Below are 23,157 nucleotides of genomic sequence, written 5' to 3'. Positions count from 1 at the left end.
CATGAATGTCATCCCGGCATCACCAATTGCACAATCTGGCCCGGTGATACCGCATGACTTTTCGGGCAAGGGAGCGATGCCGGAATGGTTGCCCCACAAGAACGCGCGACTGCTGGCCTTCACGCCAACGCGCTTGCGGTTCCCGTTGATTGGCGCAGCACTGGAAACATCGCGGATACGCAGTGCCGAGTTGCCTGTCATATCCGCTGACGGGTTTTTAGGCTGGGGCGAAAAGCCATTGGCGCGTACCGCAAAGCGATTGGCAAAGTTGCGGGGCCTACCTTACTGGACCCTCGAAGACGGGTTCCTCCGGTCTGCCGGACTTGGCAAGGCCGGGGCACCCGGAGTTTCCATTGTCGCGGATGATACCGGCATATATTTCAACGCGGCAAAACCATCGCGGCTGGAGCTTCTGATAGAATCCGGCATTGGGGACCGCGATATTTGCAGAAGCCGTACAATCCAGCAGCAGATCGTTGAGCACAGGCTGACCAAGTATAATCATCTGCCGGACTATCCCTTTTCCCTCGCGCCGACAACCGGCCGAAGAATTCTGCTGATCGATCAGGTTACTGCGGATTACTCGGTAAGCGGGGCCGGTGCGAATGAGCACACGTTCCAACAAATGTTGCAGGAAGCACTCGCAGTTCCGGGTGCTACCGTGCTGATAAAAAGCCACCCGGATATCGCTGCCGGGTATGCCAGAGGCTATCTCACTCAGCTAGGCAGCGAAGCCAACGTTCATGTCATCACCGAGAATATCTCTCCGCATTCCCTGCTTGATGTCGTGGATGAGGTCTGGACAGTCTCGAGCCAGTTCGGCTTCGATGCATTGATCCGATCTGTCCCCGTCAAAACATTTGGCGTCCCGTTTTATGCCGGCTGGGGCCTTACAACAGATTGGGCTGATGGCCCGATTGCGAGGGCGGCATTCTCACGCAGGACCAGCCGTCCGGATCTTGATAGTTTTGTTGCAGCCGCACTGCTGCATTATTCCCGTTATGTCGATCCGGTAACCCGAAAAGCAACAACTGCCGAGAAAGCAATCGAACGGCTCATTGCCTGGCGGCACCACGCCTTGGCACGACGAGGCAACTATCTCTGTGTCGGCTTTTCCAAGCATAAACGCCGCAGCGTCAAACGCTTTCTCTCCGGTCCATGGTCGACTGTCCGTTTCACCGGTTCAAAGCCGGGAGCCAATGAACTGGCACGGGCGGATTATATAGTACGCTGGGGTCAGAGCGAGGATACCAGCGCCGCCGCCGACACCACTCGTTCCGTACCGATGCTGCGGATGGAAGACGGGTTCATACGTTCTGTGGGGCTGGGCTCGCGTCTCATTCCGGCTTCATCGCTCTGCCTTGATAGGGATGGGATCTACTTCGATGCCACGCGTGAAAGCGGTCTTGAACGTCTGCTGCTCAGCACCGATTTTACGACCGCTATTCTCAGCCGTGCTGCCCGCCTGCGCCAGAGCATAGTGCAGCATAACGTAACCAAATATAACCTTCAGGGCACAACCCCTCCCGACTACCGAAGCCTGGCCGCAGGCAAACCCGTTATCCTCGTTGCGGGGCAGGTTCCGGGCGACGCATCACTGCGTTTCGGCTTGACCAACAACATTTCCAACATGGATTTGCTCAAGACTGTTCGTGCCCAACGTCCGCAGGCATTCATCATCTTCAAAGAACACCCGGACATGTTGGCAGGCAAGCGTGGCAGAGTTTCTGACCCTGCTCAACTTGCAGAGTTTTCCGATCTCATTGTCGGGAATGTGTCGGTGGATAGCCTGCTTTCCGTGTGCAACGAAGTCCATGTTGCAACCTCGCTGATTGGTTTCGAAGCATTAATGCGGGGGCGTCAGGTCTGGTGCCACGGGCTGCCATTCTATGCCGGTTGGGGTCTGACGCATGATTGCGTATCACCATTGCGGCCACGTAAATACCTGACATTGGACGCCTTGGTTGCCGGTGCCCTGATCCTTTACCCGCTCTATTTTTCCGCCCGCACCAACCTGCCTTGCGAGGTGGAGGACGTGATTGAAGAACTGCATGGCGCAAAGCCGATGGAGCCGTCCTTGTTGAGGACAGCTCTGCGCATGATGGGATGGTCGTGATGAACGCAATTGCAATGGATATCTCCCGGCTGATCGACAGGTCGCATTTCTCGACCCCCACGGGTATTGATCGCTTCGAGCTTCAATATGCAAACTGGGCGCAGGCCCGCAGCTCCTACTTCATCGAAATGAGCAGGACAAAACCCATTGAAATTAATCGCGGCCGCGCAAGCGGATTGATTTCCGAATTGGGCGAGAGATGGTCAACAGCGGCATTGAGCCAGTCGCAGTCTGCTGAACTCGAGCAGATTTACGCCGCCTTAGACGGGCGCCTGTCCTGGTCACAGTTGAAAAGCATCACGCCCCCTCGAAACAAAACCAAATTGCATCAATGGAGCTTGAATGCAGGCAAGGTGCTGCGCACGATATTGCCGATGAGCCGTATGGCCACCAGCGCGCCCTTTGTGCATGTTTCACACACCAATCTGCATCGCCCTGCCGCTTTTTCCTGGCTGAATGCCCAACGCAGCAATGGCATATTCTACGTTCATGATCTTATCCCGCTGACCCATCCGGAGTTTGTGCGCAAGAATGAACCACAGCGGCATCTGCAACGGATGGAGACAGTCCTGAAACATGCGGGGCTGGTTCTCTGCAACTCGCAGACCACAGCCCGTTCTTTCGAAGCTTTTGCCGAAGAGAGAGGCCATGCCGTTCCCTCCATCGCCATTCTCCCGCCCGGCGTGGAACACAGCTTCAATCTTGCCAGCAGAGCTGCTTCCCGCTCGAAACGACCCTACTTCCTGATGGTTGGAACACTTGAACCGCGCAAGAACCATGCGATGATCTTGCAACTTTGGCGTGCGCTTGTCGACAAGCACGGCAAGAATACACCACGTCTGGTCATTGCCGGAAAACGTGGCTGGGAGAATGCACAGGTCTTCGCCACGCTCGATCGGTGTCCCCAACTGCGGGATATCGTCATTGAGGCTCCAGACCTCGGAGATGCGGCACTTGCCGATCTTATGGCAGGTGCGACTGCCCTGCTCGCGCCCTCATTTGTCGAGGGCTATGGGATGCCTTTGGCTGAAGCCATGGCGACCGGCACAACCATCATTGCGTCCAATATTCCGTCACACAAGGAAATAGCCGGGGAGAATGCGATCTTCCTTGATCCTTTGGACGGGCTTGGATGGCGCGATGCTATCGAGACACATGCGGCGGAACATCGTCGCAGCACGCCGCTTATCCTGCAAAAGTGGGACAAGCATTTTGACCAGTTAGATGAATTGCTGGATGCGGCAGCCAGTCGAAAAAGCAATGCAGGCAATCATACAAGTGCAATCCATGCGTAGGGGCGAGTGAAAGCGTAATGACGAGCTATAACGATATTCTCAATTCGTATAAGTATATCCTCGGGCGCGACGTTAACATTGAGGAGACTCGCGTTATTTCCGAAAACCTTTTCAGCATCTCAGAGATGCCGCTTACCGAACATCGAAGAAGGTTCATGAGCTCGGTTGAATTTCATCAGCGGCACGCCGAGCTTCTGTTCAATAACTTCGTGCCCAAGAGCATAGAGGTTCTTTACGAGACCAAGGATGGATTCAAAATCTATCTCGATCTGCGCCAGTACCACATGACGTTCGGCATTTTCAGTGGTGGCTATGAGAAGTTCGACATCGATATCATCAAGGCGATAACTCCGGATACCGGCACGTTCTTCGATGTGGGCGGAAATGTCGGCTATTACTCGCTGTCCGTCGCCACCAAGCCGGGCTTCACCGGCAAGGTTGTTGCGTTCGAACCGCTCCCGCATTTGTGGACGCTGTTCAGCAAGTCGATCAAGGAAAACAAGCTCTCAAAGACGATCACTGTTCACCAGATAGCCCTTGCGGATGTTCCCGGGACGATGGAACTGAACAGGGCGGACGAAACCGTCAATGCCGGCGCGACCAGTCTGGTTGCGGGCTCACGAAACCGGCACTCGGATCGCAGTGTCCGGGTTGAAACCCTGGATATCATCGCCAAGCGTATAAAGCCGGATACGCTCAAGGTTGATATAGAAGGCGCGGAAGGCATGTTCTTCACAGGCGCGGCGAAAACGATACAAGCCTCTCATCCGACGATGCTTGTCGAGGTTAACAGGGATGTCCTATGGAACCTCTCACGCGTCACGCCGGGTAAGATTTGTGATGTTCTGATCAGCTGGGGGTACGGGGTATGGGAGGTGGATATCGATTCCATTGCTCCTCTCAAAAATGCAGCAGAGGTTGATGCTGCCTTCCCTTCAGGAAGGGTTGCCAATATTCTCGCGGTTCATCCGGACCGTAAAAAAGATGTACAGAAGAGATTGAAAACTCTCGGCCTTGCCCTCTAGCCAAGAAAAAGCCGGCGCTGAGCCGGCTTTTTCTCAGTCAGCTATCAATCGATATAGCCCTTGTTTTTAAGCCAGGCTTTAAGGCCTTCCTTGCTGTCCGGCTTGACCTGTCTGGCAAATGCATTCTCGTGCATGAGCGTACCATCTGAAGGCTGATACCAGAGCGGATCCTGACTTGGCGCCATACCGGGTTCATACTTCTTAGGCGGAGCCCACCATTTACCCTGTTCCCAGTGCATGGACGTCTGGGTATCTTCGTAGCGTTTTTCCTGAGCGTTGTATTTGATGTTCGGGTACTTGGACAAATCCGCCTTTTCCGGGTCGAATGGCAGTTGCAGGTATTTCAGGTCATCCTGCGTATCCTTCAACTCGTGCTTGTCATTCGTCGTCATGTTCCGGATGGTCTCGGACACTTCTTTCGCCTGATCCGGCGTCCAGCTATTGAATAGCTGCCCCAGACGGGCTCGATTATAGTCGAGATCGGCATAGGTACCGGTCAGCACATTATTTGCGCTGCGTGTACCCTCGTCGCCGCCCATCAGATGTTCATCGCCCGGGAATACCGTCTGGAGAATGCCCATCAATCCTTCGTCAAGAAGATCGTTGTGTTCCGCCAGCATTTCAGCAGTCTTGCGATCCTTTACGCCGTAAAGAACCTGTATGGCGTCCGCATCGGCCTTGTCGTAGGTGTGGGCCGCATTATAGGCGCCGCGACCGCCGACGATGCCAGCGCCCGCAACCTGCAGGACAGCGGCAATCCCCGAGACCTTGAGCGGTCCAAGCCTCACGAGAAGCCGGGACAGACCGGTCTCACTTCTGCTCAGCAGCGCGGCATCAGCCCCGCGTGCACTGACCGTGGCAAACAGTGCATCACTGATTGTCGCCGTGCCATAGCCGAACGCCTTGACGCTATCCTGTTTGGTCCCGAACAGACCAAAACCATTCATAACGGCATTGCTCATATCTGCGGCCACATAAGCAGTATCAATGCCGCCACCGCGGACACCATCGAGGAAATTAAGGCTGCTTGCCCATCTCTTCTTTTCCAGATCGGTAAGGTTGGTGCTTGCAGCGACCTTCTTTTGGATGTCGTCGATCTTCATTCTGGCCGGGGTGTCGTGTTCAGCACCCTTGTTCAGGAATATTTGTCCTGACTTGGGCAGCAAAGCCGTTTGCGCTGCCCCCAGCATCATCAGAGTATGCGGCACATAATAGACGAGATCCGCAGGTGACCCATCCAAGGCACCAATATTACGTCCGAAGAGAACGGCACTGCCACCGCCTGAAATCCGGGTTACAGCATTCAGGCCAAAGCGAAGACCGCCAAGATTGGAAAGCTGCTTTCTTTCCGCATCAGTGGGTTGAGATTTGCCATCGACAATATCGTTGAACCTTGCTTCACCAAGAGCGATTTTCGCATTGCGGACATAGGCATCCCCATTGGGGCTCAAGGTCTTGGCGTCCTTCATCGCCTTGCGCTCTTCATTGGTTGCTATCGTGCCATCGTTCAGGATGGACTGATAACGCTGTTCGCCAAGAGCGACATTGATGTTGTTGACGCTGCCCTTGAGCGACTCTGTGACTGCCTGCGTTGCAAGCCCACGCGTTGCTCTCTGAACCCAGATCGTAGCGGGAGTCTTTGGCTGACCATTCGTATCTACACCTGTATAAGGGTCTTCCGTCTGTTTCGGACGCTCTGGCAAGTCTGCCATTGCCTCCTTCACCGACTTGGATTTGGTCATCATGATGCCCGTACCAAACAACATCGGTATGGGAGCTTCGCTATCCAGCCCACCAACCTTCTTGTTGTCGTTACTGTACATGTTGACGCCAAGCTCAATGCTTTCCTGAAGTTCCCACTGCTTCTGCTTGTCGTTGCCCAGCTTGACCAGATCCTCAGATTTCTGCTTGTTCTCCGGTGACATATTGTCGATGGATTCCATATCCCGGGCGAGCTGAGCCTCGGCAGGAATACCGGTATCGGCCTTGACATTCGCGCCCCAACCTTCGAGCCCGTGATAAAGCTCGTTGTACTTGACGTTCATATCCTCGTTGAGCGCCTTCGAGGCCGAGCCGAAGTTCTCGATACTGCGACGGGTTGCCCACTGCGCATTGGAATTTATAGCGCTGTAGCTATCATCAGCGGTATCAAACTTGCCTTTCTGCCTGTCAGCTTCAACGGCAGTGTGGGCCGAAATAGCCGAGAGCAGCGAAGTGCCACCACCCTGCACATCTTCGCGGCTGACAATGCTGAAGAACCTCTGCTGGTGGAACACATTGAGATGATCGCCGGGCAGCTCAGTACGCATCTTGTCGACAACATACTTCGCAACGTGATCAACGACTTCCTTGCCTTTGCCAGGCTTGTCGCCATCATTGTAAAGAATGTTCTGGCTGGCTACTCCCAGATCAACGACTGCCTGGGTTTTCTCCTTCATATCCCCGTCGCGCGGCCCTGCGCCCGCAATCGCGTCGATTGACTTATCGAGCATGGACATGACACGAGGATCAGAAGCCAACAGTGATCCGCTGCCGGGAAGCGTATTTTCAGTGCCGGTTTTCTCGCGTAGTTTTGCCATGAACGCCTGAGCGCCGCCAAGATCACCCTTGCCGAAAGCCGTGGTCAGTTCATCGACCTTCCGGTCAACACGAATTTCCTTGATAGCCTGTTCTGCACCAGTCTGCAGAGCAGCCTGGTATTTTTCCGGGTCACCAGCGCTATAATTCATATAGATGTTGGCGCGATTGGTCAGCGCTGTAATCTGTTCACCTTCGGTAGGGCCAGCAGCAAGTGCCAAATCAACCAGCTGCTTCTTGGTTTCGCTGGTTACCTTGGTGTAGTCCTGCGCATCACCAGCCTTGGCAATCACGCCGATCTGGTCATCGGTGCGGCCCTCGGCCTTCCACTTGGTTTCCTTCAGTTCTTTTGCCTGATTAAAGGCATCAACGAAAACAGGATCGTTTGGCGCACGTTCAAGGATTGGCTTTGTGACATTGCTTGCTTCGTTGACATCAACTTTCTTGTCGTTGTTCTGGTCTGTGCCAAGTTTGGGCGCACCCTGACCTACAGTTGCCAGATCAATCTCATCGGCGATGGAGACAATGAGATCATCCTTCGCAGCATCTCTTTCGGCTTGAGTCTTGGTGGTGTCGCTTGCGGTCGCCAACGAGGTGCGTTGTTTTTCCAATAGTGAAAGCCGCTCGGGACTAAGAACATTAATCGTATCGCATTTCTCCAATGCCCTGTCGGCATCAGGCGGCGCGGCCGGCCTGTTACCGAACGCTTTGGGATCAAGCTCAGGCGTTGCTACCAGCTGGTCGTGCAACGCTTTATTGTCTGTGGGATCAATGCCCGCCCTGTCATAGATGCGGAACGGCCAGAGACCGGGTTCAGTACGGTGCTGAGAAATGCCCGCCGGTGCTTCATTCCAACCGTGCGGTGCAACCGGTGGTTTTGGCGTCGCCGCGGGCGCTGCCTTGGCGCTTTGCGTTAGCACAGAGTCGAATTTGTTATCAACCTTTGCGGGTTGGGGCCGCCAACGCTGAAAGATATTGTTCGCACCAAAAGACATCTCATTTCCTCCCGAAACCGGACGTTTTGCAATCCACCATCATCAACGAAAAGTGGCTATTTGTTCCACTTCTCCGGATCGCAATCGATGTTGTATTTATTCTTCGCATGTTCACCGATGACCTTATCCATGCTCTTGTCGTCAAACCTTTCAGAAACCCACGTGTGCTCCAGCAGGCTGTCAAACACTTGTTTCTTGGTGTCTTTCTCTTTGTAGGGCTCAACCAGCACATCAAGAATTTCCTGGCGCTTTGCTGTCCTGACATTTTCCTCGCCATAATCCTGGTTCGGATCAAGCAACTCGATAGCCGCTTTTGTCCGTTCTTCGATGCTGCCATTATGGCCATCGAGATAAGCTGCAATCGCGGTCTTTCTCTGCTCGGCCGTGGCACTGGGATTCTTCAGAGTATCGATAGCGGTTTGCTTCTTCGTCGCATCGCTTGGCGCCGGGGAAGTATCCGCCTCAGGGATGGGGCCGTCCGGATTTTTGTTCGAAATTGGAGGTTGCTCAACCTTCGGCTCTACCGGAACAGTGACAAAATCCGGATTGAGATCTCCTTCGTTATAAGTATGGATCAGATCGGGATCGGCAAACTGCACATTGCCTTCCACCATGACCTGCGCACCCTCGACGCCAATGCCAAACTGATCTGCGATCTTGTATTGGGAATCACCAGCGTTTGGCACCGTAACGGTAACCTTGCTCAACATCTCCGATGTGTCTTTGAAGCCTTGCATCTTGGCCTGCTTGTCGAGCGCCACCTGCCAGGATTGCGACTGAGCCGGGGTGACATTGAAACTCTGGGAACCATCTGCACTTTTCAGGCTGAAACTCTTTCCATCGAATTTTACGACAAATGCCATTGTATTGCCTCCTTACAAAACAACTACCTTTGTTCCGATTTTTACACGGCTGTAGAGATCAACAACGTCTTCGTTCGTCATGCGAAAACATCCTGATGACGATGATTGACCAACGCTTTCAGGCTCGTTGGAGCCATGAATCCGGTAGAGCGTATCTCCCAGATAAAGTGCGCGGGCGCCCAACGGATTATCGATTCCGCCAGCCATATGTTGCGGCAGATCCGGCCGCCGGGCGAGCATGTCGGAAGGTGGGCGCCATTCCGGCCATTCCTTCTTGCTCGATACGCGCTCCGTACCACGCCAGCCGTAGCCTTCACGGCCGACTCCGACTGAGTAGCGGAGGGCCTGCCCGTTTCCCTGTACGAGGTAAAGGGAACGATTTTCTGTCTCTATGATGATCGTGCCGGGCTTTTCGTGTGTCTCGTAACTAACAACTCCGCGAGGCACGGCCGGTCGCAGCGTATCAACCGCAACAGCACCCTGACGGGCATGGCGCGGTGGATAGCTCTCAGGTTCCATCAGGAAATCCAGATAACCCTGCTGAACCCATACCTTGTGGTTCTTCTTGTCGAGAACAGGCGGTGAGGGCTCTGTCGACTGTACTCTCTCGCCCGCTGAGATACTGCCAAGGCAGGTAAGAACGATTGCCAATGCTCCGATGCCGGACTTCAGGGTCATCATGAAAAACATACCTCCATTGAGAGCATTACCTGCTGTAACTGTGCAAAATCCTGGACCATTCAAATCAACCCCGCACCGACAAGGGCATTGGCGACAGACTGGAATGCCCGTTCCGGAACCGGATTGCCTATATTGGCTGTTTTGGCGATTTGACGAGCAAGGTCGCCATCATATGTCACTGGAATCCCAAGCTCACCGGCCTGCTGGCCCATTTGCGCGGCAGCCTCGCCGGATGCCCGGCAGACAACGATGGGAACCGGCGTCTCGCCTCGAACATAGCGGATACCGACAATCGTACCTTTCGGCTCTCCGATCAGCAGAACCGCGCTTTTCAGCCCTGTCTTGCCGCCGGTTACCGCCTGACGCTGGCGATGGCGTTCCTGCTTGATAAGCGGATCGCCCTCCATATCCTTGTGCTCGCGCTTGCTCTCCGTCTTCGTCATGCGCATTTCACGCAGGAACAGCCAGCGTTGCAGGAAGATGTCACAAAATCCGAGAATCAAAAAAGCGCCGACAGCAATTGCCGCCAATGGCTTAAGCATGGCGAAGAAGGTCGCCTGCATACAAAGGCCGCCGCAGGACGGGGATTCGAACAGGGCCTTCAGCCCGGCCTGAAAGACGAAGACAAACGCTGTGGTCACGGCAACAATTTTGAACAGCGCCTTGCAAAACTCCACAACGCTTTTCAGCGAGAATATGCGTTTCAAGCCGGTTGCCGGATTGATGCGCTCAAAATCAGGTTCTATGGGTTTGGCTGAGAACACGAAACCCCGTGTGACAGCAACATTCGTGACCAGGATCGCAAACATGGTGATGACGAGAATCGGTATCGTCGCCGTCAGCAGACTTTGGACGGAAATTGTAATCAGCCGGTACCAGACTTCGGCAAAAGGCCGGTCGTAAATATGCGATGCTTCTTCCAGCAAAGCGCCGACCTTTACGCGCAGAAGCGGAGCAATATAGATCAGGAAGACGGTGCACGAGAGAATGATCACGCCCGAAACCATGTCCGGGCTGTGCAGCACCTGACCCTTCTTGCGCGCGTCCTGTATCTTCTTGTCCGACGCCGGAAGTGTTTTTTCTTCGCTGGTCTGGCTCACATTTTAAGTCCCTGATTACGCCGAAGCGAGCAGGCCAATCGCCTGCGCCCGTTTCGCCGGGTCCTGAATCGACCGTAGCTTCGCAGCTTTCGCCAAGATCTGGTTCTTCTGGTTCGTAGGCATGTCAGGAACGTCAATCGCGCGCGCTCCGGCTGAATCGCCCGACATGCTGAGAATGATCATGTAATTAACGAAGTGACGCTTCTCGGCGAGCGGCGAAGTCACGACACTGTTCATGCTGGAAGATGCATCAGGCATCTTGTTGGACAAGGCCTGTGCCAGCGCCAGATTGGTTTTGGTATCGAGGTTTCCCGGCTGCAATGCGAGAGCCTTGGCAAAGGCACCTTCCGCTCCGGCGCCATCCCCGCTGAGTACCATTGCAGTTCCGAGCTTATTATAGGCCGACACGGTGTTTACCGCCGGAGCAGCAGACGCCAAAATTCTCGCAGCCGCACTCGCATCGCCACGTTGAAGCTGCACTGTTCCCAATCCGAGCATCGCATTGGCGTCCTGCGGGTTGATCTGCAGGGCGGATCGGTAAGCCTGCTCTGCGCCGTCCGGATCGCCACCCTTCATCCTGGCATTTCCAAGCCTGACATGAATGGTGGAATCGTCCGTGGACATTTCGGCAGCGCGCTCGTAAAGCGCCAGAGCCGTACCACTCTCGCCCTTTGCGTCAATATCCCTGGCAATCTTCATCAGCTGAGATTGCTGACTGACAGGCTTCTTGGCGGCGGCCGCCTGCTCAGGTGGCGTCGACATACAACCCGAAACCCCCAGCCCCAAAACCAAAACAGGCAAGATGCTTCCTGCAAAGTGCTTCATGATCATGTAGATGCTCCCCGATATCCATCGATCATGTCGATTATCCTCATTGGGTTGACTGGTTTGTCTCGTCTGCCGGTAACCGGCGTCGACGGGTTTCAGGCTCAGTCCCCTCAATGTAATTTTGTGCAGCCCGGGCCACAGGTGCGGCCATCGCCGGCCCCATCTCGCGGCCATGCATCAGATCCTGCTTTTTGGCGGCCATATGCTGCAAATTAAGATTATTTGCGCAGCCCGAGGGCAGATACATCGGATCTTCACCCGTGTCCGGTGTGATGCAGGCATCAGGCACGAGCATGGCAGCACGCTCGCTGTCATATCCCTTCCTGACCACACCGGGTTTCGATGTGCCTCCGGTATCGATGTAACTGTAGTTCGGCGAGTAAGGCTGTATCTTGGTGCCCATGCAACCTGAAAGGGCTGCTGTGCTAGCTACAACTAAAAGCTGCAAACCGAAACGGATCATGGGGCTATTATTCAACATAGAAACCATACCCCTGATTGACGACCTTCTTGGACTTCTTGCGCGGCGACGAGATTGCACCTGATGGACTGTCCAATGGCGTTTTGAGATTACGGGAGGATGTGGGTGTGACGAGATAGGGCGTTATCAGAATGACCAGCTCCGTCTCGTTGCGCTGGAAGCGCTTGGATTTGAACAGCTCTCCTAGAATAGGCACATCGCCGACAACCGGCGTCTTGTTGATCGATTGAGTCTCCTGCCGCTGGAACAGACCGGCGATGGCAAATGTCTGACCGCTTCCGACTTCAACTGTTGTATCGGCGCGCCTGATACGCAGGGACGGCACAACCAGACCGCGAATGGACACGACGCTATCCTGCGAAACACTGCTGACCTCGGGTCTCACCTGCAGGGCTATGCGATCATTGGGCAGAAGCGTTGGCGTGAACTGCAAGGAAACACCGAACTGCTTGTACTCAATACCGATCTGGTCGTTACCGACTGGAATCGGAACCGGAATTTCACCACCGGCAAGGAAGCTCGCTGTTTGCCCGGTGACGGCTGTGATGTTCGGTTCTGCCAGAATTGTCAGAACACCGTTATCCTTCAACGCATCAAGAAGAACGCCGACATTGACATTGCGGCTGTTCACGCCAATCGCGGTGGCCCCCTCCTGGCTGGGAACATTACCGCCTCGCACAAGACCAAATGAGAAGGAACCGCTATTGACGACAGCGCTCCAGTCAACGCCGTAGCGGGCGAGTTCATTTCGCGCGACTTCAGCAAAGCGGACGCGAATATTGACCTGATTGGGACCGGAAATCGTCGTATTGTTAAGCGCGGGTTTGTCGGGTTTCGAATAGCTCTGGAGAACATTGTCCGTATCCAGCGCTTCGCCAACATTGTTGGTCTGGCCCTTACCTACATATTGCTCGCCAAACAGTGTGATATCGACTGTGGACGTCGGTTGCAGCACTTTGGCGGACTGTTGTGCTTCTTTCGGATTACCGACAACGCGTATCTGAACCGTACCGCGCGTACCCTGATCGGGGCTAAGTGCGATCAGATTGGTATTGCCGATCTTTGTCGCATAAATGTAGACGGCACCGGGAGACACGACACGAACATCGGCGATAGTCGTATCGGCCAGGAATACCGATTCAACCGGCTGGTCAAAACGCAAGATCTGGCCTTGCCCCATGCTGAGTTTGAGCACCTGCCCTGCGGTAGCATCAACCTTGACCTGAGCGGCGGCCGGCTGAAGGCACATAAGCAAGGCCAACAGGACTGCCATTATAAACCCCGGCAGTGGCAGCCTTGCTGCTGGCCGGGTCCTTCTAAAGGAATTCAGTATGAGCATAGGGTAATTGTCCACCACATTCTGATGTTGCTGGTTACGGAAACTGATCAAACGCTTACTCATTTGCCCCTGCCCCGATCTGCCGCATCGGCCCAGAGGCCGGTAGCGAGATATAGCCAAGAGACTGCACACTGAATTCCGGCGATATTTCCTGATATGAGAGGACCGGCAGATTGATATCGTTACGAATCAGGAGATTCCTGATCGGACGGCGAATATCCATTGTCGTCAGCACCGTTCTGACGATATCCGTATCCCTGCCATTGAAGCGGCCTTTCAGCTGTTCGATGATCGGACGCGAAATATCTTCCGGAATATTGATGGAAGGATTGCCCGGGCCCTGATTCACACTGGCACGGACGGCATCTTCAGTTTCCCGGGTCAGCAAATAGGCTGAAACAATCCGGTTCATTTCCGAATGCCGGTGGCAAATCTGCCTTGCCAATCCGATACGTGCATATTCCGCCAGTACATAAGGATTCTGTATCTGCGGCCCCCATTCCACGATGGCCTGCAGGATGACGCGCAGATTGGTGATCGGGATATCCTCTTCGACCAGCCTGCGAAGAACCTCAGAGATTTTCTGCAAGGATGAAACTGCCACAGCCTCCTTGACGAGATCGCCATAGTCATCTTCGACTTGCGACAGAAGAAACCGGATTTCCTGTACATCAATGAAATCGGCTGCATAACGGCGAACCGAGCGCGTCAGGACTTCCATCAGAACCGCAACCGGCTCGTGAAATGTTATGCCTGCATCTTCCAGAGTCTGCCGGTGACGCTGCTCGACCCATATCGAATCATTGCGCCCAATAAGGACGGGACGCACCTGATAGGGGATGGACATGAGTTCAAGGTGGACAGTTTCATCCGTCACCAGAATCTGGTCGATGAAAATTATGCCATCGGTAACCGGGACATCTTCAAGATCGATTCGGAACTGATCGGGTTCCAGCATCGAATCCATGCGGATACCGATCTGAGGCACCCGAACGCCAATGTCCGTGAAGAGGTTGCTGCGGACCTGCTCGATGTTCTCCTGCAAGACCGGTAGCGCGGCTGTCTCGGCGAGATGCGAGCCGAGGCAAAGAACCAGACGTTGAGAACCGGGCAAAAGTCCCGTTTGTCCATCACCCAAAGCGAGCTGTGGCTTGGTTATATTGCCAATCTGGACCACATTGCCGTTATCATCTTCAATACCGTCCTGCTGCGCTTGGACAGCCCGCTTGTGGACGACATATGCAAGCCCGCCAGCCAATGCTGACAACGTCCAGAAGACGAAAGTCGGGAACCCGGGAACAACACCAAAGCCGAACAGGATAACTGCTGCCAAGGCCAGAGCACGATGATTGGCACCCAGCTGCCCGATGATCTCGGTACCCAGATCTTCATTACGGTCGGAGGTAACGCGTGTCACAACTGTACCTGCGGCAACCGCCATCATCAGCGCCGGTATCTGGGAAATCAAACCATCGCCGACGGTCAGCAGTGAATAGGTATGTGCCGCCTCGCTGAACGGCATGCCATGCTGTAACGAGCCAATGGCAAGGCCGCCAATCAGATTGATAGCGATAATGATCAACCCGGCGACCGCATCGCCTTTGACAAACTTCATGGCGCCATCCATGGCACCGTAGAACTGGCTTTCGCGCTCCAGACCCTGCCGCCTGCGTTTTGCTTCAGCTTGATCGATATCGCCGCTGCGGGCTTCGCTGTCGATGCTCATCTGTTTGCCGGGCATGGCATCAAGGGCAAAGCGCGCACCGACTTCAGCAACGCGTTCGGCACCTTTCGTAATCACGACGAACTGGGCAATGGTAATAATCAGGAAGACAACCAGACCAATCACGACTTCGCCGCCCACAACGAAATCACCAAAAGCGGCAACGATCTGGCCTGCATCGGCTTGAAGCAGAATCAGGCGGGTCGTGGTGATAGACAGCGAAAGTCGAAACAACGTGCCAAGCAGGATAATCGAAGGCAAAGCCGAAAACTGCACGGGCTTTGAGATGTAGAACGCCACAACAAAAATCAGCAAGCTGAAGGCAATGTTCATACCAATCAGCATATCGACAAGAAATGTCGGCAGCGGAATGATCATCATGATGATGGCAAGAAGCATGAAAGCCGCAATGACAATGTCAGAACGCTTGGAAGCAGCTCGTGCTAAGCGGTTAAGCGAGGCGAGAATATTCATGCCGACCGCCTCCGTTCTACATAGTCTTGAAAGGTTTCGCGGGCACGGTCGTGTTCGCCGCGAAGCCACTGCGCTCTGCTTTTGAGCAGCGAAAGGTTGGGTGCAATCGTTCCTTCAATATCTTCAATCCGGTCGATTGCAGTCAGTGCACGCGTGGCTGATTCTGTTTCAACAAATACTGCCGCAAGCGATCTGAGGACTGAGGTTTCGTGCGGCGCAATCTTTGCTGCCAACAACAGAAAGACCAGTCCACGCTCTGGCTGACCGGCCCTGCAATAGAGGTAACCGAGCCCATGAAGAAATTCGACACTGTCCCGGCGCTGCTGTGTCACTGGCCCAATGCCTGATTTTGCGCAAGGCTGAGCCGCTCCTGCAATTCACGCCGGCTGTCTATCTCCTCCGTCAGCATGGACGCGGTGATAGCCGCGATTTCTTCGTCGATATCGAGCTCCGGCAACAGGTCATTGATAAGGTAGTCGAGAATCTCCTGTGAGCGTGCCAGATCGAAAACGCCCGGATTTGCCAGCTTTGGCTTTCTCAGACGTCCAATTTGACCGATAAAAGGCTCTTTGGCGCGTCTTGCCGCCTGCTCGGAGCGAGCCAGCGATGCATCGAACGCCTTTGATTGGGCTTGCTCGACCCGGGTGGCATCCGGACGTGCGGAGACGGACCCGAGTTGTGCCCGAATCCTTTCATCCTGCCGACGAACGTCAAGTGCCATTCGCATCCCCCATCACCGCGTTTTGTCTCCATTGCAAAGACGCAGCAACTATTAATCCGGCGCATAAGTCCTTCCAAAAATCGAATACAATTCCTGGGGTTATGCGCGTTGAGCTAGAACGTGAGGACGAATTCTTCGCCTTGCCTGCTTGCGATAAGCCTGCCGTCACGAATGTCCTTGATGATCCAGCCATCTTCGAGCGCGGCTCCCTTATAAAGCCGCGTTCCGTCTGAACTGATGGCGTAGGGCGCATCCCCGAACCATACAGCCTGTAAATTGAACTTCGGGTGGACCTTCGGCGCCATTGCCCCGACCATGCTGGTCAAGACATAGGTGCCGCCATAGGTGCGGTCGAACCAGTTCTGGATATTGGCCCATGCCTTCTGATCATCGGCCGACAGATCGCCGCTGACGGTAAGCCGCGTTCCGTCTGCATCGACTTCAAGACCGGAAAGACCGATTTCCGCCAGCCTGGTCTTCAGCGATGCTGCAACCGGCCCATCGGCTGCCGGAGCATGAATGCTTTCGACAACCTGACCATGCTTGGCCGCAAGATGGGCAACAGGCGCATTGCCCGAGCCGAGAAAGTCACCGACGCCTGCCTGTACGGCAGCAATCGTCAAAAGTGTCAGTGCACCGCCGCCGATGGCGATCCAGCTGGCTCGTGGCATCTTGCGCAGGCCATCTGTCCCGGACACAGGCGATGAAAGCGCGATGGTTGCACCGCCGATCTCGAACTCGAAAGGCAAGGGTGAACGCACGCCATGACCGGCCGGCACAAGCGTGTCACCGTCAATGACAACATCGCCCTCAATGGCTTCGATCAGGACATTCGATCCCTGAAGCTGCAGTGTCATGTGATGGGCGGCAACAGCGCGGTCGCTGAGCGTCAGATCGCAATCTGCCGCTGAACCGAGACGATAGGAGCTGCCTTCCAGAGGAAGCAGAACTCCATCATGAACACCTGCCGTTACACGCAGCAACAGCGCTGTTTTTGGTTCCTGAAACCGTACGACGGAGCCCATGGCATTTGCCTCGTTTGCAAAGTATTCGAAGTATTTCAATACGTCTTTACATCGGGCTCAAACTGGCAAAAGGCCCCCGACCGGCAATAAGGATTTGCGCAGAAGGCAAGAGCCCTCTGCGCAAACGTCAAAATCAGTTGTTTGGACGCTGCTTGGCAGCATCAAGTGCCACCTTCTTTTCAGTCGTGATTTCGGTAATCTTTGCTGACTTCTCAATCGCCTTGTCAAACGCTTGCGTCATCTTGTCGATTGAAGCGTCCGATCCCGTCGCCCCGCCACCAACACCTTGAACAGCCATGCTATTTCTCCTTGAGATTGACACTCATTCATAGAAATCCAACCGATTCATACTGTCTCGGCGCCAGCCGTGGCATATGATTAAGCGAACTGGCTAGTAGTCGGTGATAGTATGAAAAAATAGAGAAGGCAATTTAACAAAGTTCAGTTCATATTACAATTTGTAACGATAGTTGATCTGAGAATCGTATCAATACAATCTTGTGCGTTGCAAGATCAAAAATAATTCAAAATTTGAACTATTCAAAATATATGATATTACTACTGACAAAAAATGTCAGCAGGGTCAAACTACATTTAGTTTATAGTTGCGTTGCATATGTTTCACTGCTGTTATAGAGGTAAGTGTGACACTTCGTATTAAAGGGTGCTTTCGCATGACTTTTCCGATGACCGCCAGGCATTTGCGAGCACTCGTTGTGTCGATAGCTACTGCGGGCTTCGTTTCAATGTCTGCCGGTTCAGCATTTGCAGCCGCACCCGACTGGTTCAGCAAGCAATATTCCTACGTTCTCATCAATCAGGACATTCGCGATGCACTGAGGGAATTCGGCCGGAATCTCGGGGTTCCTGTTGCGCTATCCGACAAGATTCGCGGTCAGGTTCGGGGCGAAGTCCGTGCCGATACCGCAGGTGCCTTCCTGACAAGGCTGGCTGAGGCCAATGGGCTGATCTGGTATTATGATGGATCGATCCTCCACATGAATTCAAGCGAAGAGTTTGCAACACAAATCATCGACCTTGGCCGTGCCAATGGCGATATGGTTGTCAACGAAGTCGAGCGCCTTGATCTTATGGATGATCGTTTCTCGATCAGGTCCACGCCTAATGCTCCCGCTTTGCGGGTATCAGGTCCTCCAGCTTTCATCGCGATGGTTCAACAGGTTATTTCGACTGTTCAGCCACCACCCCAGGCAACGGCAGACGATCCTCGGGTACGGGTTTTTCGAGGTGGCCAGCAAAACGAAGTCGTGGAAGAAATAGCCCAAACCGAACCCCGGAATGCCGGGCAAAACAACATGCGCCGACAAACCTCAGCAGGCGCTGGACAGCAGACAGGAGAGCAATAATGGGAACACCGTCAATTTCCAATGTTACAACGCAGGCAGTCAACGAACCAACGCCATCCGAACAGGAGCAGCAATTTGACGAAGCGTTGAATCAGGCTTTGATGACTGGCGGCACTTCCCTGATCGGTCAGGAAATGATGAAGATTGCCAATGAGATGTTGAACGAAGCAATGTCCGAGGACGAATAAGGACTTTTCAGGTCCGGATCAGACGGAGAATTTGTCATGACAGCAGTTTCGGCAGCCGTAGCCGCTACAGTGCCGGTCGATGCGACGGCAACCCAGTCAGTCGCTTCACAGAATCTATTCGAGCACATGTCCTCGAATATTCAGACGCTCCCCCATGGAGCGAGTCCGGCGGACCTTGGACGCTCGCTTGTTAATGACCTGAAAGGGTTTGTCGAACGCAGCGGGAAGTTCGTCAACCGCAGCAACGAGACAGAGAAAAGCACGCCGCAATCTTTCACCAATACAGCATTGAGCGGCAACACGTCGACAAAGGTTGAAGGTGACGCGATTACCCGTGTGGTTCAGGAGCTGGGCACCGTGTTCGATCATTCGATCGAAACGCAGATGGTCGTGCGCGGCACGACTCAGATGACCGGCGCAGCAAATACACTCGTTAAAGGCCAGTAAGCGTCGCATGGAAATGAGCCCGGTACAAAGACTATTGCCGCGATGCCTGATCGTGGCAACGATCTGCCTTACGCTGCAAGCCTGCAAGGAAGACCTTTATACCAATCTTGAAGAGCGTGAGGCCAATGCCATGGTTGCCGCCCTGCTCCAGAAAGGTATCCCTGCGGGACGGGTTCTGCAGAAGAATGGAAAGCTCTCCGTTACGGTTGATGAAGACCAGTTCGCCCAGGCGGTCACGATCCTGAATGAAGCGGGACTCCCAAAGACGCAGTTCGCAACAATGGGCAGCGTCTTCAAACAGGAAGGACTTGTCGCTTCTCCCGTTCAGGAACGGGCGCAGATGATTTTTGCTTTAAGCGAGGAATTATCGCGCACCGTTTCGGAAATCGATGGTGTCGTCTCCGCCCGTGTCCATGTTGTTCTGCCCGACAATGATCCGCTCCAACGCAATGCCGTTCCAGCTTCCGCTTCGGTCTTTATCCGCCATGAGCCCAACCTCGATATCAATACGCTGATTCCCCAGATCAAGACGCTGGTTGCCAATGGCATTGCGGGTCTGACCTATGAAAAGGTATCCGTCATTCCTGTTGTTGCAACAGCAAGTCCAACCACGGGCACCAGTACCGAGCTGACATCATTCCTCGGCATCTGGATGCTTCCTGCCAGTGCCGCCAAAGCCAAATGGCTTTTCGGCATACTGGTTCTCGCGGTACTCGGCCTTGGAGGAGCCCTTGGTTACCTCTTCTGGCAGAAAAAGCGTAGACGAGTTTACCCACTTGTACCGGTAGGACCAGCCAAGTGAGCGAGGTTCCCGGTACCGAGAGCGAGGCCGCAGATTCCTTATCCGGGCAAGGCGATTGGAACACCTTCGTTTCGAATCCGGCAAAGCTCGTCCACCCGGAACGTATTGCCGCCTGTTATGACAATGTGATCTCACGGGAAGTCGCAGCGAAGCTTCAAGCCTCAAGCAGAGTGCAGCAGCAGCTCGCACTATTGCTGATGGATCATTTCGCACTACCGGAATTGACGGAGCCAGCCAGTCTCGACCCGGCGGACATTCAACTGATGGTGCGGCCAGCCGATCAGATTTCCACTTTGATTCCGCTGGCGGGTGCAGTCTACTGGGCCCAGTTTCTGGCCAGCGAAATTCGCACCAATGAAGTGGCCGAGATAAAGCGGCGCATCGGTGAGGAGGCATTTCAAGCGGCTCTTTCCAACCGGGATCTTGCAGGCAATCTTCCCGCCCCCGAAAGTCTCGACACACTCGAAATCAATCTTGAGACCGATGGCTATCACTGCCTTGCAAGCTGGCATGCGGCATTACCTGCTGCCGTTGGAGCATGGGCACGCCTGAAACACGCCAATGACCGGTCACTCACACCCTTCCCGGATGCAAAACAGCGCGCCTTGGGTGCAGCCATCATGCGCAGGCTTGCTTCACATCTGGACTCCTCACTGCCACAAGAGGAGACGTGATGACCGAATTGCCCATGTTACCGGGATCAAAAATTATCCGCGAGCAGGATGTCCAGCATTGGGTCGACGGCTTTGCGTTTATCGAAGCAACACGAACCGAAGCTGCAGCCCAGATGGACCGCATCCATGACATCCGGGAGGCAAGCCGCAAGGAAGGTTACGAGGCAGGATTTCAGCAGGGAGCCCTTGAGGCCTCAGCCCTGCTGACAACGACGACCGCACGCGTCAATAACTACGTTGCCGCTCTCGACCAGCAGCTTGTTGACCTTAGCCTCTCCATCATTTCAAGAATTTTCGGCAAGTTCGACGATGCCGAACTGGTTGCAAAACTTGCGCAGCATGCCTTGCAGGGGTTTCAGCGCGAACGTGACATCACAATTACCGTTGCACCGGACATTGCCGAAGACGTCGCACGGCGCATCGCCTCTGATTACGTCAATCCTTCATTGAACATCACGGTTCTTCCCGACCCACGTTTGAGCGGCACCAAATGCGTGCTTTCAAATGCAATAGCTGTCGTTGATGCCGGGCTTGAAACACAGCTTTCCGCCATCCGGGAAGCCCTTGTAGCGCCCCAACGGTCTGACGGGGCGGCTGAATGAAACGAGAGTTCAACCCGCCCGATCTCAGCCTTCTCATGGGAAGGTTGCAGGATACTGCAGCCAAGGCAGATACGCGTCCGGTTCGCGGGCGTATTCGCAAGATCACCGGCATTATCGTGCACGCAACCGTCTCAATGGTGCGGATCGGTGAATATTGCCATCTGCGCGATCCGGTCTCAGGAAAAATTGTCCCTGCTGAAGTTGTCGGCTTTCATGACGAAGAAGCTGTTCTTACACCGATCGGTGATCTCGACGGCATGTCGACACGTGCAGAGGTGATCCCTACAGGTCATACGCTGCAAATCCCTGTTGGGCCGCAATTACTGGGCTGTGTGCTTAATCCGCTTGGTGAAGTCCTCAGCCGCACCGGCTTGCCGACAGCACTGCATACCGGAACTTATTATCCGACACACAATGTTCCGCTTCAACCGTTGCAGCGCGATCTTATCCAGTATCCGCTGCAGCTTGGCGTAAAAGCTATTGACGGTCTGTTGACGGTGGCGCGGGGACAGCGCATCGGCATATTCGGTGAAGCCGGTGTCGGTAAATCATCCCTGCTTTCGAGTATCGTACGCGGCACGCAGGCAGACGTTATCGTCATTGCCCTGATCGGCGAACGTGGACGTGAAGTGCGCGAGTTTATCGACATCCAGCTTGGTGAAGAAGGCCGGAGACGATCCGTCGTTGTCGTCGCAACCTCTGACCGCCCGGCGATCGAACGCGTCAAAGCTGCTTATGGTGCGACGGCGATTGCCGAGTATTTCCGCGATCAGGGACAGCATGTTTTGTTGCTGATGGACAGCGTTACCCGCTTTGCCCGGGCGCAGCGCGAAATCGGTCTGGCAGCAGGTGAACCGCCGACAAGGCGCGGTTTTCCACCATCATTATTCGCTGCATTGCCGCGCCTGCTTGAACGCGCCGGTCCCGGCCTTGGTGGCTCCATCACCGGACTTTACACTGTTTTGACCGAGGGTGATGGAACTCTCGATCCAGTGGCCGAGGAAACAAAGGCCATCCTTGATGGGCATATAGTTTTGAGTAACGAGCTTGCCCAACGCAACCATTTTCCGGCCATCGATGTACTGCGAAGCCGCAGCCGCCTGATGGATGCGGTGGCGAACAGATCGCACCGCGTCAATGCCGCCAAAGTTCGCGATCTCATGGCACGCTATGAAGATATCGAACTGCTGCTGCGCGTTGGAGAGTATAAGAGGGGCGCCGATCCGCGATCCGACGAAGCACTCGATAGGCATTCTCAGATCGAGCAGTTTCTCCGTCAAGGCAGTGACGAACATTTTGGTTTCACCGAAACTGAAATGCAATTGCAGGGACTTCTCACATGAGTCAGGAAAAAAACCTGCAAAAACTCATGGAGCTACGTAAGTTACGCACGAGACTTGCCGAAGAAGCATCCATCCGCCAGCAGAATGCGGAAAAAGCTGCGGCAATGGCCGTGAATGCCGCCGCAGACCGGATCGTCCAGAATGATGAAAGCCGCCTCAACCGCGAGGCCGCGATGTATGAACAAATGTCCGGCGAATTGCTCGGGCGACAGGCGCTGGATAATTATCAGGATGCACTAACCGCACTGACCTATCAGGCTGCTCATCTCCAGAAAATGGAAGAGCAGGCGAAGGGCAAACTTCTGGAAGAAGCCGAAAAGGCCCGCGAAAAGGCAGCCGAGCACCTTTCTAAACTACGCCAGCACGACAAGCTTGAACTTCTTCTTGAGAAGCAAGGCATCAAGAAAGACAAACGTGCAGGCCTGATGACGGAACTGGAGGATGAGGATCAGCAAAGGCCTCCCGCATCACCAGTTCACAAGGGACTTTGA

General features: G+C 54.3%; 23 protein-coding genes. 11 read left to right on the top strand and 12 right to left on the bottom strand.

The window, feature by feature from the left end:
- The first annotated feature begins 1 nt into the window (after window position 1).
- From ABKW30_RS24150 to ABKW30_RS24140, 3 genes are all read left to right on the top strand, one after another.
- Window positions 2–2,116, top strand: coding sequence for a capsular polysaccharide biosynthesis protein (locus ABKW30_RS24150; RefSeq protein WP_348601492.1), 2,115 nt, complete (start codon window positions 2–4; stop codon window positions 2,114–2,116).
- Complete coding sequence (locus tag ABKW30_RS24145) at window positions 2,116–3,411, top strand: glycosyltransferase family 1 protein (RefSeq protein ID WP_348601491.1); 1,296 nt, start codon at window positions 2,116–2,118, stop codon at window positions 3,409–3,411. Before ABKW30_RS24150 ends, ABKW30_RS24145 begins: the two co-directional genes overlap by 1 nt.
- A gap of 155 nt (window positions 3,412–3,566) precedes the next feature.
- Complete coding sequence (locus tag ABKW30_RS24140) at window positions 3,567–4,436, top strand: FkbM family methyltransferase (RefSeq protein ID WP_348601490.1); 870 nt, start codon at window positions 3,567–3,569, stop codon at window positions 4,434–4,436.
- Between the two features lie 44 nt (window positions 4,437–4,480).
- On the opposite strand, the gene ABKW30_RS24135 is transcribed toward ABKW30_RS24140, so the two are convergent.
- From ABKW30_RS24135 to ABKW30_RS24080, 12 genes are all read right to left on the bottom strand, one after another.
- A complete protein-coding gene (locus tag ABKW30_RS24135) occupies window positions 4,481–8,008 on the bottom strand; it encodes a hypothetical protein (RefSeq protein ID WP_348601489.1) in 3,528 nt (1,175 codons plus the stop codon).
- A 56-nt stretch (window positions 8,009–8,064) separates the two neighbouring features.
- Window positions 8,065–8,871, bottom strand: coding sequence for a hypothetical protein (locus ABKW30_RS24130; RefSeq protein ID WP_348601488.1), 807 nt, complete (start codon window positions 8,869–8,871; stop codon window positions 8,065–8,067).
- Window positions 8,872–8,883: 12 nt separating this feature from the next.
- The gene (locus tag ABKW30_RS24125) at window positions 8,884–9,552 is read right to left on the bottom strand and encodes a L,D-transpeptidase (RefSeq protein ID WP_348601487.1); all 669 of its coding nucleotides are present in this window, start codon (window positions 9,550–9,552) and stop codon (window positions 8,884–8,886) included.
- 59 nt (window positions 9,553–9,611) lie between these two features.
- Window positions 9,612–10,652, bottom strand: a complete 1,041-nt coding sequence (locus ABKW30_RS24120) for an EscU/YscU/HrcU family type III secretion system export apparatus switch protein (protein WP_348601486.1) — start codon at window positions 10,650–10,652, stop codon at window positions 9,612–9,614.
- 15 nt (window positions 10,653–10,667) lie between these two features.
- The gene (locus tag ABKW30_RS24115) at window positions 10,668–11,483 is read right to left on the bottom strand and encodes a tetratricopeptide repeat protein (protein WP_348601485.1); all 816 of its coding nucleotides are present in this window, start codon (window positions 11,481–11,483) and stop codon (window positions 10,668–10,670) included.
- A 40-nt stretch (window positions 11,484–11,523) separates the two neighbouring features.
- On the bottom strand, window positions 11,524–11,943 hold the full coding sequence (locus tag ABKW30_RS24110) for a hypothetical protein (protein ID WP_348601484.1): 420 nt from the start codon (window positions 11,941–11,943) through the stop codon (window positions 11,524–11,526).
- Window positions 11,944–11,950: 7 nt separating this feature from the next.
- Window positions 11,951–13,234 carry a type II and III secretion system protein family protein gene (locus ABKW30_RS24105; protein ID WP_348601483.1) on the bottom strand — a complete coding sequence of 428 codons (1,284 nt, stop codon included), beginning with the start codon at window positions 13,232–13,234 and terminating at the stop codon, window positions 11,951–11,953.
- A 121-nt stretch (window positions 13,235–13,355) separates the two neighbouring features.
- Window positions 13,356–15,497 (bottom strand): type III secretion system export apparatus subunit SctV, encoded by a 2,142-nt coding sequence (sctV, locus tag ABKW30_RS24100; protein WP_348601482.1) that lies wholly within the window; start codon window positions 15,495–15,497, stop codon window positions 13,356–13,358.
- Complete coding sequence (locus ABKW30_RS24095; protein ID WP_348601481.1) at window positions 15,494–15,829, bottom strand: type III secretion protein; 336 nt, start codon at window positions 15,827–15,829, stop codon at window positions 15,494–15,496. Before ABKW30_RS24095 ends, sctV begins: the two co-directional genes overlap by 4 nt.
- On the bottom strand, window positions 15,826–16,218 hold the full coding sequence (locus ABKW30_RS24090) for a hypothetical protein (RefSeq protein WP_348601480.1): 393 nt from the start codon (window positions 16,216–16,218) through the stop codon (window positions 15,826–15,828). Before ABKW30_RS24090 ends, ABKW30_RS24095 begins: the two co-directional genes overlap by 4 nt.
- 113 nt (window positions 16,219–16,331) lie before the next feature.
- Window positions 16,332–17,243 carry an FHA domain-containing protein gene (locus ABKW30_RS24085; RefSeq protein ID WP_348601479.1) on the bottom strand — a complete coding sequence of 304 codons (912 nt, stop codon included), beginning with the start codon at window positions 17,241–17,243 and terminating at the stop codon, window positions 16,332–16,334.
- Window positions 17,244–17,376: 133 nt separating this feature from the next.
- The gene (locus ABKW30_RS24080) at window positions 17,377–17,541 is read right to left on the bottom strand and encodes a hypothetical protein (RefSeq protein ID WP_163025336.1); all 165 of its coding nucleotides are present in this window, start codon (window positions 17,539–17,541) and stop codon (window positions 17,377–17,379) included.
- A gap of 376 nt (window positions 17,542–17,917) precedes the next feature.
- On the opposite strand from ABKW30_RS24080, the gene ABKW30_RS24075 reads away from it, so the two are divergent.
- From ABKW30_RS24075 to ABKW30_RS24040, 8 genes are read left to right on the top strand one after another with little or no spacing between them, the layout of a single operon-like run.
- A complete protein-coding gene (locus ABKW30_RS24075; RefSeq protein WP_348601478.1) occupies window positions 17,918–18,610 on the top strand; it encodes a type III secretion protein in 693 nt (230 codons plus the stop codon).
- Window positions 18,610–18,798 (top strand): hypothetical protein, encoded by a 189-nt coding sequence (locus ABKW30_RS24070; protein ID WP_348601477.1) that lies wholly within the window; start codon window positions 18,610–18,612, stop codon window positions 18,796–18,798. Before ABKW30_RS24075 ends, ABKW30_RS24070 begins: the two co-directional genes overlap by 1 nt.
- Before the next feature lie 36 nt (window positions 18,799–18,834).
- A complete protein-coding gene (locus tag ABKW30_RS24065) occupies window positions 18,835–19,245 on the top strand; it encodes a hypothetical protein (protein ID WP_348601476.1) in 411 nt (136 codons plus the stop codon).
- Window positions 19,246–19,258: 13 nt separating this feature from the next.
- Complete coding sequence (gene sctJ, locus ABKW30_RS24060) at window positions 19,259–20,047, top strand: type III secretion inner membrane ring lipoprotein SctJ (RefSeq protein ID WP_348601475.1); 789 nt, start codon at window positions 19,259–19,261, stop codon at window positions 20,045–20,047.
- Window positions 20,044–20,721, top strand: a complete 678-nt coding sequence (locus tag ABKW30_RS24055) for a type III secretion protein (protein ID WP_348601474.1) — start codon at window positions 20,044–20,046, stop codon at window positions 20,719–20,721. Before sctJ ends, ABKW30_RS24055 begins: the two co-directional genes overlap by 4 nt.
- On the top strand, window positions 20,721–21,323 hold the full coding sequence (locus ABKW30_RS24050; protein ID WP_348601473.1) for a FliH/SctL family protein: 603 nt from the start codon (window positions 20,721–20,723) through the stop codon (window positions 21,321–21,323). Before ABKW30_RS24055 ends, ABKW30_RS24050 begins: the two co-directional genes overlap by 1 nt.
- On the top strand, window positions 21,320–22,666 hold the full coding sequence (locus ABKW30_RS24045) for a FliI/YscN family ATPase (RefSeq protein WP_348601472.1): 1,347 nt from the start codon (window positions 21,320–21,322) through the stop codon (window positions 22,664–22,666). Before ABKW30_RS24050 ends, ABKW30_RS24045 begins: the two co-directional genes overlap by 4 nt.
- Window positions 22,663–23,157, top strand: a complete 495-nt coding sequence (locus tag ABKW30_RS24040) for a YscO family type III secretion system apparatus protein (protein WP_348601471.1) — start codon at window positions 22,663–22,665, stop codon at window positions 23,155–23,157. Before ABKW30_RS24045 ends, ABKW30_RS24040 begins: the two co-directional genes overlap by 4 nt.

The sequence above is a fragment of the Phyllobacterium sp. SB3 genome (assembly GCF_040009165.1).
Classification (GTDB): domain Bacteria; phylum Pseudomonadota; class Alphaproteobacteria; order Rhizobiales; family Rhizobiaceae; genus Phyllobacterium.
This window is presented reverse-complemented; position numbering and strand designations above follow the sequence as displayed.

What these genes read in the sequence shown, in the direction of transcription:
- ABKW30_RS24150 (WP_348601492.1), top strand. Translation starts at nt 2, where the DNA reads ATGAATGTCATCCCGGCATCACCAATTGCACAATCTGGCCCGGTGATA.
- ABKW30_RS24090 (WP_348601480.1), bottom strand. Translation starts at nt 16,218, where the DNA reads ATGGCACTTGACGTTCGTCGGCAGGATGAAAGGATTCGGGCACAACTC.
- ABKW30_RS24140 (WP_348601490.1), top strand. Translation starts at nt 3,567, where the DNA reads ATGAGCTCGGTTGAATTTCATCAGCGGCACGCCGAGCTTCTGTTCAAT.
- ABKW30_RS24115 (WP_348601485.1), bottom strand. Translation starts at nt 11,483, where the DNA reads ATGATCATGAAGCACTTTGCAGGAAGCATCTTGCCTGTTTTGGTTTTG.
- ABKW30_RS24065 (WP_348601476.1), top strand. Translation starts at nt 18,835, where the DNA reads ATGACAGCAGTTTCGGCAGCCGTAGCCGCTACAGTGCCGGTCGATGCG.
- ABKW30_RS24045 (WP_348601472.1), top strand. Translation starts at nt 21,320, where the DNA reads ATGAAACGAGAGTTCAACCCGCCCGATCTCAGCCTTCTCATGGGAAGG.
- sctV (WP_348601482.1), bottom strand. Translation starts at nt 15,497, where the DNA reads ATGAATATTCTCGCCTCGCTTAACCGCTTAGCACGAGCTGCTTCCAAG.
- ABKW30_RS24135 (WP_348601489.1), bottom strand. Translation starts at nt 8,008, where the DNA reads ATGTCTTTTGGTGCGAACAATATCTTTCAGCGTTGGCGGCCCCAACCC.
- ABKW30_RS24050 (WP_348601473.1), top strand. Translation starts at nt 20,721, where the DNA reads ATGACCGAATTGCCCATGTTACCGGGATCAAAAATTATCCGCGAGCAG.
- ABKW30_RS24145 (WP_348601491.1), top strand. Translation starts at nt 2,116, where the DNA reads ATGAACGCAATTGCAATGGATATCTCCCGGCTGATCGACAGGTCGCAT.
- ABKW30_RS24070 (WP_348601477.1), top strand. Translation starts at nt 18,610, where the DNA reads ATGGGAACACCGTCAATTTCCAATGTTACAACGCAGGCAGTCAACGAA.
- ABKW30_RS24110 (WP_348601484.1), bottom strand. Translation starts at nt 11,943, where the DNA reads ATGATCCGTTTCGGTTTGCAGCTTTTAGTTGTAGCTAGCACAGCAGCC.
- sctJ (WP_348601475.1), top strand. Translation starts at nt 19,259, where the DNA reads ATGAGCCCGGTACAAAGACTATTGCCGCGATGCCTGATCGTGGCAACG.
- ABKW30_RS24085 (WP_348601479.1), bottom strand. Translation starts at nt 17,243, where the DNA reads ATGGGCTCCGTCGTACGGTTTCAGGAACCAAAAACAGCGCTGTTGCTG.
- ABKW30_RS24130 (WP_348601488.1), bottom strand. Translation starts at nt 8,871, where the DNA reads ATGGCATTTGTCGTAAAATTCGATGGAAAGAGTTTCAGCCTGAAAAGT.
- ABKW30_RS24040 (WP_348601471.1), top strand. Translation starts at nt 22,663, where the DNA reads ATGAGTCAGGAAAAAAACCTGCAAAAACTCATGGAGCTACGTAAGTTA.
- ABKW30_RS24125 (WP_348601487.1), bottom strand. Translation starts at nt 9,552, where the DNA reads ATGATGACCCTGAAGTCCGGCATCGGAGCATTGGCAATCGTTCTTACC.
- ABKW30_RS24080 (WP_163025336.1), bottom strand. Translation starts at nt 17,541, where the DNA reads ATGGCTGTTCAAGGTGTTGGTGGCGGGGCGACGGGATCGGACGCTTCA.
- ABKW30_RS24105 (WP_348601483.1), bottom strand. Translation starts at nt 13,234, where the DNA reads ATGGCAGTCCTGTTGGCCTTGCTTATGTGCCTTCAGCCGGCCGCCGCT.
- ABKW30_RS24075 (WP_348601478.1), top strand. Translation starts at nt 17,918, where the DNA reads ATGACTTTTCCGATGACCGCCAGGCATTTGCGAGCACTCGTTGTGTCG.